Below are 14,534 nucleotides of genomic sequence, written 5' to 3' on the forward strand. Positions count from 1 at the left end.
CTACCGCACCGTGGGATCCGGCATTGAAACCTGCACCTGGGGCTTCTCGTTCGCCTTGGCGCGCCACCAGACAAAGAAGCCGATTAGGGTGAAAATGCCGTAGAAGAGATACATGAACGCCGTCGCGTAGTAGCCGGCGCTGAAGAGCAATGGCACGCCGACGATGTCCACGGCCACCCAGATGAGCCAGAACTCCACCCAGCCCTTGGCCATCCCGTAGGTGGCCAACAGGGAACCGACGAAGGTCCAGGCATCTGCCCAGACCGGTTCGTAGGATCCGAGCATGCCGAACACCGGGGTGAGCGCGGCCGTGCCCAGGACCAGTCCGGCCACCAGGCCGATGCGCGCCTTGCCCGAGGCCCACTGCGGTGTGACAGCGTCAGCGCCGGAGCTCCGGCTGGCCTGCCAGCGGCGCCAGCCGTAAATGGCGACGGCGATGAACATCACCTGGCGGCCGGCCTGACCGAGCAGGTTGGCCGTGCTCGCGTCACCGAAAATGGACCCCAGGAAGACGGTCAGCAGCAGAACGTTGCCGGCAATGCCCACCGGCCAGGCCCAGATTTTCCGGCGCATGCCGCCGAGGGCGCTGAGGAGCCCGAAGATGTTTCCAAGAAGTTCGCGCACCAGCAGGGAAGAGCTCCCCACGGGGATCTGCGCGTCAAAGAGCCACCGCAAAAAATCCAATGTCGTTCCTTATCCCGTAGCGGCGGCTCCGGGGGTACGACAGTGCGGTGCATCGACTCCACCGGGTACCCGAAAGGGCACCGCGGCGCGTCGGCGCAACAAACTGTACGTGCTTCTCCCATCCAGACTTTAACTGTCGGTACCGGAATTTCACCGGTTCAACCGTCCGTCCTCCTGAGGGATCCCAGCTGGACGTGCGGGTCGCGGACTATAACCGCCGGTTCGGAATTACACCGACCCCGGAGCACGTTTGTTAATTCATTCTTGCACAGGTGGTTTGGTCGGGTTCAAGTTTTACGCCCCGGGCGTCATGCCCGGACCTCCGGTGTCACACCGCCTGGCATCAGGCAACCCGCAGGTCGATCTCCCCCGGCGCTTCGCCGCCGGCGCCAAACACAAGCTGCCGGTTGGCCACCTTGTCCGTGAAGAAACGGTCGTGGCTGACCACTACCACTGCTCCCGGAAAATGCAGCAGCGCCTGCTCCATCACCTGGGTGCTGGAAAGGTCCAGGTGGTTGGTCGGTTCATCCAACAGCAGCACCGAGGCGCCGGAGAGCAGGCACTGCGCCATTGCCACCCGGGCCTTCTGACCGCCGGAGAGGTTTCCGATCTTCTGCTTGAGGTCCGCTTCGGAAAACTGGAACATCGCCAGGAACCGGTTCACTGACTTCTTCGTCGCTTTCAACGCCAGGCTGTCCGGCATTGCGTTGACAGCGTGCGTAACCGTGTCGGCGTCGTCCAGTTCCGCCAGGACCTGGTTGTAGGAGACCATCCGGGCTCCGTGCGCCCAGGTGACCTTGCCGGCGTCGGGCGTTTCTTCCCCGGTGAGCACGCGCAGGAGGGTGGTCTTGCCGCTGCCGTTTGCGCCGAGGACCACCAGCCGGTCACCGCGCTGGATCTCGAAGGAGACGCCGCTGAACAGGGTCCGGTCCCCGTAGGACTTGGACACGTCCTGCACACGGCACAGGTTGTCCTTCACATGCAGTCCTGAATAGATCTCGGTGATGATCTGGTCCACCGGCCGCGGTGCACGTGACTTCTTGATCTTCGCGAGTTTCGCGCCGAGGGTCCGGCCGCCGGCCTTCGCTGCTTCCCGCCGGTCTGCAATGCCCTCTGCTTCGAAGGCGAGCAGCTCCGACTCGTGTACGAATTGGGAGGCCAGCGTCTTGAGCCGGAACTGCTTCTGGATGACGTATTCGGCGAAGTTCCCCGGGTATTCGTGCAGGTGGTAGTTCTCCACCTCGATGATCCGGGTCACCACGGCATCCAGGAACGCGCGGTCATGGGACACCACGACGGCGGCGCCGCGGAAGTCGCGGAACCAGCCTTCCAGCCACTGGACGCCGTCAACGTCGAGGTAGTTGGTGGGTTCGTCCAGCAGCAGCACGTCCGGTGCCTGCAGCAGGATCCTGGCCAGGGCGGCACGGTTCCGCCAGCCGCCGGAGAGCGCGTCGATGGGGCAGGTGCGGTGCGCTTCGCTGAAACCCAGGGTGGTTAGGGCAGCGTCGATGCGGCGGGGATAGTCCCACCCGTCCCGGTGGTCCATGTCCTCGAACAGCTCGGCCTGGCGCCGGATGAGCTTGTCCATGGTTTTCTCATCCGGGTCGGCGCCCAGCGCGGCATCGATCGAGGCAAGTTCCGCTTCGATCGCCTGAATCTCCGTGAACAGGCCGTTCAGGACTTCGGTGACCGTGGATTCCCCGGCGAGCTCCGAGAACTGCGAGAAGTAGCCAATTCTCAAGCCGTCGTCCACGTTGACCGTGCCCGAGTCGGGTTCGATCTGCTGCAGGATCAACTTGAGCAGGGTGGACTTGCCGGAACCGTTCCTGCCGATCAGGCCTACCCTGTCCTTGGGCTCCAGCCGGAAGAAGACCTCCCGCAGGATCTGGTTCTTCTCGAAACCAACGTTGACGTCCTGCAGCCTGATCAGGCTCATTCGTGGGGTCCTCTCGGGATGGAAGCAAGCCACTCATCTTATCGGTCCGGCGGTTACCCCTGTTCCCGCATGCCCGCGCCGACGCATACTGAAGGCGTTTGCAGGCCGCCCACAGGTGCAGGAGGTGCCCCGCAATGGCGCAGGCAACAACGCTGGTTTCCGGACTGGGCATGGGAGAGTCCGCCCGCTGGCACGCCGGGGAGTTCTACTTCGCCGACTGGACCGCCGGCACCATATCAGCGCTCGACGCCGCCGGGAATGTCCGCCGCGTGGCCGGGGTGCCGTCCTTTCCCATCACTTTCGACTGGCTGCCGGACGGCCGGATGACGGTGGTTTCAGGGTCCGACGGCGCGGTGCTGGTGGAGGTTCCGCACGCCGGCCTGGTTCCCATGGCCAGCCTGCGAGGCCTCTCCCCGCACCCCTGGAATGAGATAGCCGTGCACCCTTCCGGGAATGTCTACGTCAATGGAATCGGCCAGGACTACGCGGGGGAACCGCAGGAGAACGGTCTGATCGCCTTGATCCGTCCCGACGGAACCATCCAGTCCGTGGCAGGCAACCTGGCGTTCCCCAACGGCATGCTGGTCTCTGCCGACGGTAGGTCGCTGGTGGTGGCCGAATCCAACGCCGGAAGGCTGACATCCTTCGGGATCCGGCCGGACGGAACGCTCGGCCCACCCCAGCCGTGGGCCGCGGTGGCGGGCAGCGCTCCGGACGGCATCAGCTGGGACGGCAGCGGCGGCATCTGGTTCGCCGAGGTTCCCGGTGAGCGCTGCGTACGGGTCCAGGAGGGCGGCGAGGTCCTGCAGACCGTGCAGCTGGAGGACGGATGCTTCTCCTGCGCCGCAGGCGGTGATGACGGCGGACTGCTGTTCATGATGACTGCCCAGTGGCCGCAGGCAATGGATCCCGGCTGGGAGAAGACGGGGCGGGTCATGGTGCAGCGGGTGAGGCCGCAGGCAGTTCCCTAGACCGGACGGTTTACGGCGTTTGCCTGATTCCGGAGCTTGGCGATCGCTTCGTTGGGGTCCCCCGTGCCGTACACCGCAGATCCGGCAACGAACACATTGGCACCCGCTTCGGCGGCGCGCTCGATCGTATCCGGAGCGATTCCGCCGTCCACCTGGATAGCGATCGGCAGCCCCGAACCGCGGACGGCTTCGGCTGCCCGGCGGATCTTGGGGAGGGTCACGTCCAGGAACTTCTGGCCGCCGAAGCCGGGTTCAACAGTCATGATCAGCAGCATGTCCAGTTCCGGCAGCATGTCCAGGTACGGTTCCACCGGGGTGGCCGGCTTCAGGGCCATGCCGGCCTTGGCTCCGCGGTCGCGCAGCTCCCGGGCCAGCCGGATCGGTGCGGCGGCTGCCTCAACGTGGAATGTGACCGACGCCAGGCCCGCCTCGGCGTAGGCAGGTGCCCAGCGGTCGGCGTCGGCGATCATCAGGTGCGCGTCCAGCGGCAGCTTGCTGACCGCCTGGATGCGCTGGACCACGGGCAGCCCAATGGTCAGGTTGGGGACAAAGTGGTTGTCCATGACGTCCACGTGGACGGCGTCGGCGCCGCTGATGCGCTCCAGCTCAGCTTCCAGGTTCACGAAGTCGGCGGACAGGATGCTCGGGTTGATGCAGCACTTGCTCACGGTGTTCTCCTTGCTCAAATCTTCCGGCGGATCAGGGCCAGGAACATCGCATCGGTCTGGTGAATGTGCGGCCACAGCTGGGCGGTGGACTCGTGGCCGGCTTCCAGTGCTCCGGGCAGGCTCACGGCGTCCAGTGCAGCGCCCGCGTCCAGCAGCTCGAGGTCATTGCGCTTGCGGAGTACGTCCGCCACCACGGCCTTGGTTTCCGCCGGGTGCGGCGAGCACGTCACGTACGCCACCACTCCCCCGGGCTTCACGGCGTCAACGGCGGTGGTCAGCAGTTCCCGCTGGAGTGAGCCGAGTTCGCCGACGTCGCCGGGCTGGCGGCGCCAGCGCGATTCCGGGCGGCGGCGCAGCGCACCAAGGCCGGTGCAGGGAGCGTCAACGAGGATGCGGTCGAAGGTTTCCGGATAGTCCTCTGCCACGGTGCGGCCGTCGCCGGTGCGCACGTTCCAGGTTTCCCCCGGAACGGCTTCGAGCGCCTGGCGGACCAGCTGCGCACGGTGCGGCGCCGGCTCGTTGGCCAGGATCACCGCACCCTTTTCGTGGGCCAGGGCGGCCAGGAGGGTGGCCTTCCCGCCGGGGCCGGCGCACATGTCCAGCCACTTCTCCACGCCGTCCTCATCCGGCTCAACACCGTCCAGGTCAAGCTCGGCCAGCGCACGGGCCACCAGCTGTGAGCCCGCGTCCTGCACGCGGGTAGTGCCGGCGCGCACGGATTCGAGGCGTCCGACGTCGCCGGCGGCGTAGAGCGCGGAGTCCTTCACCAGTTCGCCGTCCACCGCACCGGCTTCGCGGGCTTCATCCAGGCTGCCGAGTCCGGGCAGGGCCACGAGGTTCACTACGGGTGCATCATTGTCGGCCTGAAGCAGGTCGGTAATTTCATCGACGCTGCGGCCGTGCGCGACGAGGGACTGGCGCAGGGCACGGACAATCCATTCGGGGTGGCTGTACTCAATGGCCGAACGCTTCACGGGATCCGGTTCCTCCGCGGTCAGCAGGGCGGTCCACTCGTCCAGGTTCCGTGCTGCGACCTTGCGAAGGACGGCGTTGATCAGGGCCGATGGACCGGCTCCGATCACGGCCCGCGCCAGGCCAACGGTCTGGTCCAGTGCGGCGTGGGCCGGAACACGCATGGCAAGCAGCTGGTGGGCTCCGATCCGCAGCGCGTCCAGCACGGCTGGATCCAGCCGGTCAAGCGGGCGGTCCACGCAGCGGGCCAGGATGGCGTCGTAGATGCCCTGGCCGCGCAGGGCGCCGTAGGCAAGTTCGGTGGCGAATCCGGCGTCGCGCTTGTCCAGGCGGTGCCTGCGGATGCTCTTGGGCAGCACGAGGTTGGCATAGGCGTCCTCGCCGGAGACGGCGCGGAGCACCTCGAACGCAACCAGGCGGGCCGGATCCGCGGCGCGGGTCCGCTGCGACGGCGCGGCGGTGGTGCGGCCTCGCACGGACGGGCGGCTGCGCTGGTGTCCCTTGGCGTTGCGGTCGTTGCTGCTCACTCGAAAACCACGTCCTCACGCTGGCCCAGTCCGCGGGCCCAATCGGCCCCGGACATCATTTTCTTTCCTGCGGGCTGGACCCGCTGAAGTTCAAGTGCGCTGCTTCCGGTACCTACCAGGGCAACGGCAGCGCTGCCGGAACCCAGCCGCACCTGGCCGGGAGCCAGGTCCGTGACGTCCGGGCGCGGAATGGCGGCACCGATCTTGAACCGGGCTCCGTCCCAGGTGGTCCAGGCGCCGGGTTCGGGCGTGACTCCGTTGATCCTGCGGCGCAGGGCCAATGCAGGCTGCTCCCAGTCCAGGTGCCCGTCTTCGAGCGTCAGTTTGGGGGCCAGGCTGATTTCACCGCTCTGCGGAACGGGTACGGCGCGCCCGGCCTGGATCGCTGCCAGGGTCTGTGCGAGCAGCACGGCCCCGCTGTGCGAGAGGCGTTCGAGCAGTTCCCCGCTGGTCAAGGACGGGTCGACGCTCTCGGTGAGCTGCCCGAAGACCGGTCCGGTGTCCAGTCCCTTTTCAAGCAGGAAGGTGCTGGCACCGGTGATCTCGTCTCCGGCAATGACGGAGTGCTGTACCGGGGCGGCTCCGCGCCAAGCCGGCAGCAGCGAGAAGTGCAGGTTGATCCAACCGTGGGCCGGTATGGACAGTGCCCGCTCGGGGATGAGGGCCCCGTAGGCAACGATCGCAGCGGCGTCGGGCGCCAGCGCGGAGATCGCGGCAACGGCGTCGTCATCAATCCGGTCTGCCTTGATCACCGGGAGACCGAGTTCGTCCGCCCGGGCCGCGACCGGCGACGGGGTGAGGACACGCTTGCGTCCCAGCGGTGCATCCGGCCGGGTCAGGACACCAACGACGTCGAATCCCGCATCCAGCAGGGCGTTCAGGGAAGGAACGGCGACGGCCGGAGTTCCGGCGAAAAGTACCCGCATGCCTGCCGCTACGCTCCCGTGCTTTGGCCGAAGGTGCCGAAGCTGGAGCCGACGCTCTGGGCGCGCTGGGTGACGGTGCGTTCGGCAATCGAATCGTAGTCCGCCATCCGGATGGCGCGCAGGGCTGCCTTGCGGTCCTCGCCTGTCAGCCGGTCGATGAACAGCACGCCGTCAAGGTGGTCCGTTTCGTGCTGGAATGCCCGGGCAAGCATGCCTTCGCCTTCCAGCGTGACGGGATTGCCATCCTTGTCCTGGCCGGTGACGCGGGTCCAGCGGCGGCGCGGAACGGGGTAGCCCAGGCCCGGGATGGACAGGCAGCCCTCCACCTGGTCTTCCTGGAATTCTTCGCTGAGTTCCAGAACGGGGTTCACCACGTGTCCTGAGACGCCGTCGATCCGGTAGGTAAACACGCGCAGGCTGACGCCAACCTGGGGGGCGGCGAGGCCGGCGCCGTCGACGTCGTCCATGGTTTCCTCCATGTCCGCGACCAGCTTGGCCAGTTCCGGACCGAAGTCCGTCACTTCCTCCGCACGGGTCCTCAGGACAGGGTCGCCGATGATCCGAATCGTCAGGATTGCCATCTGGAATATGTTCCTTACTCTCGCGAAGTGCTGCGTGGTGGTGCGCGGGCGCAAAGCCCGGCTACCAGTCTAGTTGGACGCGGGCTGCCCGGCAGGTACGGCGTGTGAACCGGCAGCCTGCACCGGCGGCGGAGCGATCGGGAGCAGCGCCCGTCCTGCGGCAGCGGCGTCGTAACTTGTCTGCCAGAGCCGGCGCAGGGCACAGAACTTGTACCAGTGCTGCGGCAGAACCTCAGGGTTCGCCCGCATGGGACGCACCTCTGTCTGTCCCACGGCGACTCCCAGCAGGACCGGGCTCTGCCCGTACACCCATGGTTCCCAGGTTCCTGCGGCGGCGTCCACGAGGGATTCCTCCGCTTTCATTCCGGCCACCAGCTGCATGACCACCTTGTCATCCAGTGGCTTGACCTGGCCGTCGCGGTCCGTGTTCTTGGTCTTGTAGTCGATCAGGCAGAGGCGCCCGCCGATTTTCGCCACCAGGTCCAGGGTTCCCGCGTAGCCCAGTTCGTGGTTCCAGATGGTGATCTCCGCGGCCACCGGTTCCACCTGGTAGAGCTGCCACCATTCATCGAAACGGTCCGCAAACTGGTGTTCCCCATGCTCGGCCAGCGCAGAGCGCGCCTCCGTAACCTGGTGCGGCCGGTCGAGTGCTCGCAGCGCAACCTGTTCACAGTAGTAATGCACGCGCGTTCCGCGTTCCGCCGCTGCGTCGCGGTAGCGTTCGGAGGCGCGCGACGCTTCCTGGACGATGGTGCGCAGCTGCGACGAGTTGCCGATCGCCAGCGGCAGGCCCGGATGCTTGACGGCAGCATTGGCGGCCATGTAGCTGTGCCAGCCATCCAGTGAGGTACTGCCCTGGGCGATGACAGTGGTAATGGACGGAACCGCCGGAGCTTCGGTGAGGGAGCGCGAATACATGCGCCCAAACTCTGTTGCATGGGCCAGTGCTGGTGCAGTCATATAAACAGTCTGCCACCCGCCTCCGACGTTTAAACAAAACAGGCACCGGAGCCTGTCCGGTGCCTGTTTCCTGTGCTGGTGGGCGATACTGGGTTCGAACCAGTGACCTCTTCGGTGTGAACGAAGCGCGCTACCACTGCGCCAATCGCCCTCGCGGGAGTTGCCTTTGAACTGCTGCAACGTCTAAAGATGCTAGCCCACAATCGCCCCTCGTCAAAACCGGATACAGGCAACGCGCCGGAGCACGTCCGATTGGACGAACGCCGAAACGTCCTATAGAGTTTTTCTTCGTTGGAAAGCGGCCGAACGCCGTAAAAACCCCCAACATGCGGACGTAGCTCAGCTGGCTAGAGCACCACCTTGCCAAGGTGGATGTCGCGGGTTCGAATCCCGTCGTCCGCTCGCAAGTCACTGTATTGCCGGCCCTCAAAAGCTGGTCACGGTGGGGTGGCCGAGAGGCGAGGCAGCGGCCTGCAAAGCCGTATACGCGGGTTCGAATCCCGTCCCCACCTCCACGGTTACATGCAACACCCATTCATGGGCGCGATTGGCGCAGCGGTAGCGCGCTTCCCTGACACGGAAGAGGTCACTGGTTCGATCCCAGTATCGCGCACGAGGTTCAGCACCTTGTGTTTTACACGAACGCTGGACATTCATTTGCGGACGTAGCTCAGCTGGCTAGAGCACCACCTTGCCAAGGTGGATGTCGCGGGTTCGAATCCCGTCGTCCGCTCTCCTGTACTGTAAAGGCACCGGTTACGGCGCCAGGACGGTATCAGGCGCGATTGGCGCAGCGGTAGCGCGCTTCCCTGACACGGAAGAGGTCACTGGTTCGATCCCAGTATCGCGCACGGAAGGTCAGCACTGGAGAAATCCAGCGCCGGCCTTTTGTCTGCGGACGTAGCTCAGCTGGCTAGAGCACCACCTTGCCAAGGTGGATGTCGCGGGTTCGAATCCCGTCGTCCGCTCAGAGAGAGAAGGAGCAGGCCATTGCGGCCTGCTCCTTCTCTGTTTAACAGTGATTAACGGTTCCGGCGTTTTAGGCGACGCGTTTCGGATCCCGGCCCCCGGTGCCACTCCCGCTCTCTCCACTGACTCGCCTTCCACGGCGCTAGCCTTCCACTGCCCCAGCGAAGTCCTTGGCGTTGACCCTCAGGGGGCTTACTATTGGACGGAACGGGAAACATCTGGTTTCCCCTGTGGAAGGAGGTGATCCGTGTCTGCATTTGACGCGCTCAAGGGCAAGGCCGGACTGCTGAAGGATAAGGCTGCCGAGTTTGTTGGCGACAACGCTGACAAGGTCAAGGGCGGCATCGATAAGGCAGGAGACTTCGTCGACCAGAAAACGGGCGGCAAGTACTCGGACAAGATCGACGGCATCCAGGGCAAGGCCTCCGAAGCGGTAGACAACCTCGACCGCAAGCAGGGTCCCGATACTGGAAACCCGCCCGGACAGACTCCTCCGGCCGCCTAAAGGCCCGAGCACGGCAAAAAGGCCCTGGTTCCGCTTCCTGCGGAGCCAGGGCCTTTCGTCGTTTCTGCGGTGGGTGCCGGTGCGGGGCCGGCCGGGTTTCTCCTAGGATGCCTCGCCCGTCTGGCCCTCACGGGCCAGGGCGGTCAGGCGGGACACGGCACGGAAGTACTTCTTCATGTATCCCCCGGCCATCATTTCCTTGGTGAACAGCTGGTCGAAGGGCACGCCGCTGGCAAGGATCGGAACGTCCTTGTCATAGAGGCGGTCCGCCAGTACCACGAAGCGCAGCGCGACGGACTGCTCGGAGATGGTGTGGACGTTGTGCCAGGCAACGGCGTCGATGCCGTCAATCAGCTGGCGGTAGCGGCTGGGATGCACGTTCGCCAGGTGCGCCACCAGGTCCGCGAAGTCATCCTCAGCCACCGTCTTGCCGTCGAACTCGGCTGCGATCCGCTCCGCCATTCCGGCGTCGTCCAGCGGCGGCGGGGACTCCGGCAGGCCGCGGTGGCGATAATCCTCGCCGTCGATGCGGACGACGTCGAACTGGTCCGCCAGCACCTGGATTTCGCGCTGGAAGTCCACGGCCGCGAAGCGACCCTCGCCCAGCGAACCAGGCAGGGTGTTGGACGTCGCCGCGAGCTTGACGCCGGCGTCGGACAGTTCCCTCATGAGCCGGGACATCAGCACCGTGTCTCCGGGATCATCGAGTTCGAACTCGTCAATGCAGACCAGCTTGTACGCCGAGAGCGCCTCAACGGTCTTGCGGAAGGAAAGCGCACCCACGAGGTTGGTGTACTCAACGAACGTACCGAAGGCCTTCGGGCCCTCCACAGCGTGGAAGAGCGAGGCGAGGAGGTGGGTCTTGCCCACGCCGAAGCCGCCGTCCAGGTAGAAACCCGCCTTCGTCTCGGGCTTCTTCGCACCAAAGAGTTTGCGGAAGCCGCTGGGAGCCGGTGCGTCGACGCTGGCGGCGAAGGCGCGCATCGCTGCGACGGCCTCGGCCTGCGAGGGCTGGGACGGGTCGGGAATGTAGCTGTCGAAGGAGACTTCACCGAACCTGGGCGAGGGGAAGAATCCCTGCAAGAGTTCGTCCGTGGAAACCTGGGGAGTCCGCTTTGCCAGCTGCTCCACTTGTCCTGCTGCGCCCAAACCATCCATCCGATTCTGCTAGGGGTACCGGCATTTGCTGCCGTAGCAACGATACGCCACTGCGGCAGGTGAACTGTCCCCAAGGAAGTTTTAGGACGCGCGCATCGTTAGGCTTGGTAGTAAACCCGTCGTCGTACCCAAAGGGGACCATTCATGCCGCTGCCCGCAGATCCGAATCCGAAGTTCGCCGACTACGCCCACCCCGAAAGGCTCGTGTCCACCGGCTGGCTGGCCGCGAACCTGGATGACCCGGATCTGGTGGTGCTGGAGTCCAACGAGGACATCCTGCTCTACGACACCGGCCACATTCCCGGCGCCCGAAAGATCGACTGGCACACGGACCTGAACGACGCCGAGACCCGGGACTTCGTTGACGGCGCCGCATTCGCGAAGCTCATGGGCGAAAAGGGCGTGACCCGCGACTCCACCGTGGTTATCTACGGCGACAAGAGCAACTGGTGGGCCGCCTACGCCCTCTGGGTCTTTACGCTCTTCGGCCACGAAGATGTGCGGCTGCTCGACGGCGGCCGGGACAAGTGGATCGCCGAAGGCCGCGAGCTGACCACGGACAAGCCGCAGGTCACCGCAACCGACTATCCCGTCGTCGAACGCAACGATTCCCCGGTTCGCGCCTACCTCACCGATGTGCTCTCTCACCTGGGCAACGGGCCGCTGATCGACGTCCGCTCCCCCGCCGAATACACCGGCGAACGCACCCACATGCCGGATTACATGGACGAAGGCGCCATGAAGGGCGGCCACATTCCCACCGCCGTGTCCGTGCCATGGGGCAAGGCTGCTGCCGAGGACGGCACCTTCCGCAGCCGGACTGAACTGGATGCCCTGTACGGCGGTGAAGCCGGGCTCCAGGCGGGTGACGACGTCGTTGCCTACTGCCGCATCGGAGAACGTTCCAGCCATACTTGGTTTGTGCTGAAGCACCTGCTCGGCTTCGAATCGGTCCGCAATTACGACGGGTCCTGGACCGAATGGGGCAACGCGGTGCGCGTGCCGATTGTCCGTGGCACAGAGCCCGGGGCTGCTCCGGCTGCGCGCTAGAGACCTGCCAGTCATCCACAACCGAAAGTACTTGGTTCTATGAGCACCGCTATTCCCTCCTCCGCCCAGCCGGCCGTTCCGGCGGAGCTGCAGGAGATCATCGACGATTTCCAGGCCATGACCGAGCCTGAACGGCTTGAGCTCCTGCTTGAGTTCTCCCGTTCACTGCCGGAACTGCCTTCGCGCCTGGCAGACCATCCGGAAATGCTCGAACAGGTTGTTGAGTGCCAGTCGCCGCTGTTCCTGACCGTCGAAGCGGGCGAGTCACCGGAGCATCCGGTGGAGCTCTTCTTTTCCGCGCCGCCTGAAGCGCCGACCACCCGCGGGTTCGCCGGCGTGCTGCACGAAGGCCTGAACGGACTCTCAGCCGCGGAGATCCTCGCCGTGCCGGCAGATGTGCCTGACCGGCTGGGCCTGACCCGGGCCATCACCCCGCTGCGCATGCGCGGCATGTCCGCCATGCTGGGCCGGATCAAGCGCAAGGTGGCCGAGCAACTCGCCGCCGGTTCCGCGGGTTCGGCGGGTTCGGAGGCCACAGGCACAACCGTCGCAGACGCAGCAGGGTAGAAGGCGTGGCCGGCGGCAGCAGGAAGAACGGACACGGCGCGACGCCGGCCACCCATGCACTGGATGCTGCCGGCGTCGCGTACCGCACCATGGGCTACCGCCATGACGCGTCGGCGGCCTCCTACGGTCTGGAAGCAGCCGAGAAGCTCGGTGTTCCTCCCGAAGCGGTCTTCAAGACGCTCATGGTGTCCCTGGGGGACCGCCTCGCGGTGGCAATGGTCCCGGTCGAGGCCATGCTTGACCTGAAGAAGGTCGCCTCCCTGCTGGGCGTACGCAAGGTCTCCCTGGCCGACCGCGCCGAGGCCGAACGGCGGACGGGCTACGTGGTGGGCGGCATATCTCCGCTCGGTCAGCGGCACCACTCCCCCGCCGTCATTGACGCCAGCGCCGAAGGCCTGGAGCTGATCTACGTTTCCGGCGGCAGGCGCGGTTTCGAGATCGAGCTCTCACCCTTCGACCTGATCCGCCTGACCGAAGCGCAGACCGGACCCATCGCGACGTACAAGAACCAGCACTCGGGCTGAACTAGCTGCGCACCTTCTGGATGAATTGCGCGGTGCGTTCGGCCAGCTTGCGGATCCGTTCAGCCTTGACGAGTTCCGGGTCCGGGTGGATGGGCGTGGGGAGCACGTCCGCCCGGACGTTTCGTGAACAGCTGAAGGCGCTGTGGATGAGCGTTCCCACTGAGTTGCCGTTCTTTCCGGATGCGCCGGCCTTGGGCGCTACGAACAGGTAGACGTCATCGTTGTCTTGCAGGTCCTCGCAGAGAGCGCACATGGCCTTCCTGCCCGCGGACACGAGCTCCGGCGCGCGGAGAAGGATGGTTACGGGTTTTCCGTCGAGCTCGGTGACGAGGTACGACCGCTGCGGCATCTTGTGGTCCCGCCACCCGTACTGGTCGGTGTTCTCCCAATCGACTTCGTCGAAATCGGCCGGGAAATTCACTGCCGCGGTCTGGGACCGGCTGGCGTTGATGAATGATTTGCGGATGGCAGCTTGAGTCAGGGCTTTCATGGTTTTGGCTTTCGTTTCTGGTGCTCGGAGAGGGTAGCTCTCTGGGCGCTGGTGCAGGCGGCTCTCCAGGCTTCGCCGTGCCCAGGACCCAGCCTGTCGGGGCGGGAGCGGTGGGCGGAGTGCGGACGTGCTTCGTCTACCGGCAATGGGACGGAGGACGCCGGACAGGGGCCGTACCTGCAATGGGTGGTGTGCGTGCTAGGAGCGTGGCGCACAGCAGGGCCTGAGGCCCACCAGCCCTTCCGCTGCGCAAATGCAGCCGGGTACCGAAACGATCATGCGAGAAAGCGTAACAGGTACTGCCCGAACCGACTCAGTTGGCCCCGCCGATTGCGGATGCCGCGCCCGGAAGCGGCGGCGCCATGGAGGAGTAAGTGTGCCCGGTGGGCGTCGTTGTTCGGACGGTATGCCGGGGCGAGACGTCATTCCTGCGGGAGCTGACTGGAGTGGACGATGAATTCCATCCTGGTGCTTCCTTGGCTTGGTTGCAGGCTTCGCAGAGTCCTTGTCCGTTGGCGTAGCTGGTGCGTCCGCCTTCCGCATGGGGTTCTATGTGGTCGATGTGCCGGATCGGAGCGTCGCACCAGGGTGTACGGCAGGTTTGGTCCCGGGTGCGGATCATCCGTGTCAGGCCGGCCGGGAAGGCCCGGGCCTTGGACTCCATCGCTGTCAGTTCCCCGGACACCGTGTCCAGGTAGAGGCGCCGCAGGGTCACCGGGGTTCGCTGTTGGTCAGGTGGAGCTGAAGCTGGGGCACCGGCACCGGCGCCGGCACCTGCACCTGCACCTGGTGGAGATTCCTGCCGGCTGGCCGCCGCCGGGGGAGGTTGCTGGTTGTTCCCAAGTCCGAGGGCGGATCGGATCAGGTCCCGGGCCCATGCTCCGGGGACGATCCCGTACCCGGGGAAGTAGGCGGGCGCGTCCCTGCCAGGCGCTACCGGCGCTACGGGCTCTCCCGTCCTTCCGGGTGAAGCATCCACGCCGGGCACGGTTTCCCCGTGCCGGTCGGTGAACAGGGTCCGGCCGGTGATGACCAGCTGCACTTCT

General features: G+C 65.6%; 15 protein-coding genes, 7 tRNA genes and 1 riboswitch. Of the genes, 11 read left to right on the plus strand and 11 right to left on the minus strand.

The features are described from left to right. Window positions 1–684: a nicotinamide riboside transporter PnuC gene (gene pnuC, locus ACSLGO_RS09020; RefSeq protein WP_091605316.1), complete on the minus strand. Its 684-nt coding sequence runs from the start codon at window positions 682–684 to the stop codon at window positions 1–3. Window positions 685–789: 105 nt separating this feature from the next. Then, window positions 790–936: riboswitch (FMN riboswitch) on the minus strand. A 91-nt stretch (window positions 937–1,027) separates the two neighbouring features. Further along, window positions 1,028–2,620, minus strand: coding sequence for an ABC-F family ATP-binding cassette domain-containing protein (locus ACSLGO_RS09025; protein ID WP_436400952.1), 1,593 nt, complete (start codon window positions 2,618–2,620; stop codon window positions 1,028–1,030). Between the two features lie 134 nt (window positions 2,621–2,754). On the opposite strand from ACSLGO_RS09025, the gene ACSLGO_RS09030 reads away from it, so the two are divergent. Beyond that, window positions 2,755–3,591: an SMP-30/gluconolactonase/LRE family protein gene (locus ACSLGO_RS09030; protein ID WP_325786390.1), complete on the plus strand. Its 837-nt coding sequence runs from the start codon at window positions 2,755–2,757 to the stop codon at window positions 3,589–3,591. Here ACSLGO_RS09030 and rpe read toward each other — a convergent pair. The 6 genes from rpe to ACSLGO_RS09060 all read right to left on the minus strand — a co-directional run bounded on the left by rpe (window position 3,588) and on the right by ACSLGO_RS09060 (window position 8,376). Beyond that, entirely contained in the window at window positions 3,588–4,259 is a 672-nt protein-coding gene (rpe, locus tag ACSLGO_RS09035; protein WP_436400953.1) for a ribulose-phosphate 3-epimerase, read from the minus strand. The two genes, ACSLGO_RS09030 and rpe, sit on opposite strands and share 4 nt — an antisense overlap. A 14-nt stretch (window positions 4,260–4,273) precedes the next feature. Beyond that, complete coding sequence (locus ACSLGO_RS09040; protein WP_152274363.1) at window positions 4,274–5,758, minus strand: RsmB/NOP family class I SAM-dependent RNA methyltransferase; 1,485 nt, start codon at window positions 5,756–5,758, stop codon at window positions 4,274–4,276. After that, window positions 5,755–6,684, minus strand: a complete 930-nt coding sequence (fmt, locus tag ACSLGO_RS09045; protein WP_263128859.1) for a methionyl-tRNA formyltransferase — start codon at window positions 6,682–6,684, stop codon at window positions 5,755–5,757. The genes ACSLGO_RS09040 and fmt overlap by 4 nt, the downstream gene beginning before the upstream one ends. A gap of 8 nt (window positions 6,685–6,692) precedes the next feature. Beyond that, the gene (gene def, locus ACSLGO_RS09050) at window positions 6,693–7,265 is read right to left on the minus strand and encodes a peptide deformylase (RefSeq protein WP_263128858.1); all 573 of its coding nucleotides are present in this window, start codon (window positions 7,263–7,265) and stop codon (window positions 6,693–6,695) included. 69 nt (window positions 7,266–7,334) lie between these two features. Further along, window positions 7,335–8,225 (minus strand): cytochrome, encoded by an 891-nt coding sequence (locus ACSLGO_RS09055; RefSeq protein WP_386916471.1) that lies wholly within the window; start codon window positions 8,223–8,225, stop codon window positions 7,335–7,337. Between the two features lie 76 nt (window positions 8,226–8,301). After that, a tRNA-Val gene (locus tag ACSLGO_RS09060) sits at window positions 8,302–8,376 on the minus strand. A gap of 177 nt (window positions 8,377–8,553) precedes the next feature. On the opposite strand from ACSLGO_RS09060, the gene ACSLGO_RS09065 reads away from it, so the two are divergent. The 7 genes from ACSLGO_RS09065 (at window position 8,554) to ACSLGO_RS09095 (ending at window position 9,699) form a co-directional block, all read left to right on the plus strand. Further along, window positions 8,554–8,627: transfer RNA gene (locus ACSLGO_RS09065), tRNA-Gly, on the plus strand. Window positions 8,628–8,666: 39 nt separating this feature from the next. Beyond that, window positions 8,667–8,740: transfer RNA gene (locus ACSLGO_RS09070), tRNA-Cys, on the plus strand. Between the two features lie 26 nt (window positions 8,741–8,766). Further along, window positions 8,767–8,838: transfer RNA gene (locus ACSLGO_RS09075), tRNA-Val, on the plus strand. A 46-nt stretch (window positions 8,839–8,884) separates the two neighbouring features. Continuing rightward, a tRNA-Gly gene (locus tag ACSLGO_RS09080) sits at window positions 8,885–8,958 on the plus strand. Between the two features lie 46 nt (window positions 8,959–9,004). Then, window positions 9,005–9,076: transfer RNA gene (locus ACSLGO_RS09085), tRNA-Val, on the plus strand. 43 nt (window positions 9,077–9,119) lie between these two features. Continuing rightward, a tRNA-Gly gene (locus tag ACSLGO_RS09090) sits at window positions 9,120–9,193 on the plus strand. 248 nt (window positions 9,194–9,441) lie between these two features. Continuing rightward, a complete protein-coding gene (locus ACSLGO_RS09095; RefSeq protein ID WP_091605334.1) occupies window positions 9,442–9,699 on the plus strand; it encodes an antitoxin in 258 nt (85 codons plus the stop codon). A 102-nt stretch (window positions 9,700–9,801) separates the two neighbouring features. Here the strand turns inward: ACSLGO_RS09095 and zapE are convergent, their stop codons facing one another. Further along, entirely contained in the window at window positions 9,802–10,857 is a 1,056-nt protein-coding gene (gene zapE / locus ACSLGO_RS09100; RefSeq protein ID WP_263128856.1) for a cell division protein ZapE, read from the minus strand. Between the two features lie 144 nt (window positions 10,858–11,001). Here zapE and ACSLGO_RS09105 point away from each other — a divergent pair, with 144 nt between their 5' ends. From ACSLGO_RS09105 to ybaK, 3 genes are read left to right on the plus strand one after another with little or no spacing between them, the layout of a single operon-like run. After that, window positions 11,002–11,907: a sulfurtransferase gene (locus ACSLGO_RS09105; protein ID WP_091605338.1), complete on the plus strand. Its 906-nt coding sequence runs from the start codon at window positions 11,002–11,004 to the stop codon at window positions 11,905–11,907. 39 nt (window positions 11,908–11,946) lie between these two features. After that, on the plus strand, window positions 11,947–12,474 hold the full coding sequence (locus tag ACSLGO_RS09110) for a SufE family protein (RefSeq protein WP_386916470.1): 528 nt from the start codon (window positions 11,947–11,949) through the stop codon (window positions 12,472–12,474). 5 nt (window positions 12,475–12,479) lie between these two features. Continuing rightward, window positions 12,480–12,998 (plus strand): Cys-tRNA(Pro) deacylase, encoded by a 519-nt coding sequence (gene ybaK, locus ACSLGO_RS09115; protein ID WP_325786395.1) that lies wholly within the window; start codon window positions 12,480–12,482, stop codon window positions 12,996–12,998. A 1-nt stretch (window position 12,999) separates the two neighbouring features. On the opposite strand, the gene ACSLGO_RS09120 is transcribed toward ybaK, so the two are convergent. Both ACSLGO_RS09120 and ACSLGO_RS09125 read right to left on the minus strand, forming a co-directional pair. Then, window positions 13,000–13,488 carry an FBP domain-containing protein gene (locus tag ACSLGO_RS09120; protein WP_436400954.1) on the minus strand — a complete coding sequence of 163 codons (489 nt, stop codon included), beginning with the start codon at window positions 13,486–13,488 and terminating at the stop codon, window positions 13,000–13,002. A gap of 313 nt (window positions 13,489–13,801) precedes the next feature. Beyond that, the coding region (locus tag ACSLGO_RS09125) for an HNH endonuclease (protein WP_436400955.1) at window positions 13,802–14,534 on the minus strand (733 nt) is incomplete at its 5' end.

Origin of the sequence: Arthrobacter sp. IK3, assembly GCF_051337705.1 — a bacterium.
GTDB lineage: Bacteria > Actinomycetota > Actinomycetes > Actinomycetales > Micrococcaceae > Arthrobacter_B > Arthrobacter_B koreensis.

Coding starts and splice junctions, on each gene's coding strand:
- ACSLGO_RS09025 (WP_436400952.1), bottom strand. CDS start 2,620: ATGAGCCTGATCAGGCTGCAGGACGTCAACGTTGGTTTCGAGAAGAAC.
- ACSLGO_RS09030 (WP_325786390.1), top strand. CDS start 2,755: ATGGCGCAGGCAACAACGCTGGTTTCCGGACTGGGCATGGGAGAGTCC.
- fmt (WP_263128859.1), bottom strand. CDS start 6,684: ATGCGGGTACTTTTCGCCGGAACTCCGGCCGTCGCCGTTCCTTCCCTG.
- def (WP_263128858.1), bottom strand. CDS start 7,265: ATGGCAATCCTGACGATTCGGATCATCGGCGACCCTGTCCTGAGGACC.
- ACSLGO_RS09055 (WP_386916471.1), bottom strand. CDS start 8,225: ATGACTGCACCAGCACTGGCCCATGCAACAGAGTTTGGGCGCATGTAT.
- zapE (WP_263128856.1), bottom strand. CDS start 10,857: ATGGATGGTTTGGGCGCAGCAGGACAAGTGGAGCAGCTGGCAAAGCGG.
- ACSLGO_RS09105 (WP_091605338.1), top strand. CDS start 11,002: ATGCCGCTGCCCGCAGATCCGAATCCGAAGTTCGCCGACTACGCCCAC.
- ACSLGO_RS09110 (WP_386916470.1), top strand. CDS start 11,947: ATGAGCACCGCTATTCCCTCCTCCGCCCAGCCGGCCGTTCCGGCGGAG.
- ACSLGO_RS09120 (WP_436400954.1), bottom strand. CDS start 13,488: ATGAAAGCCCTGACTCAAGCTGCCATCCGCAAATCATTCATCAACGCC.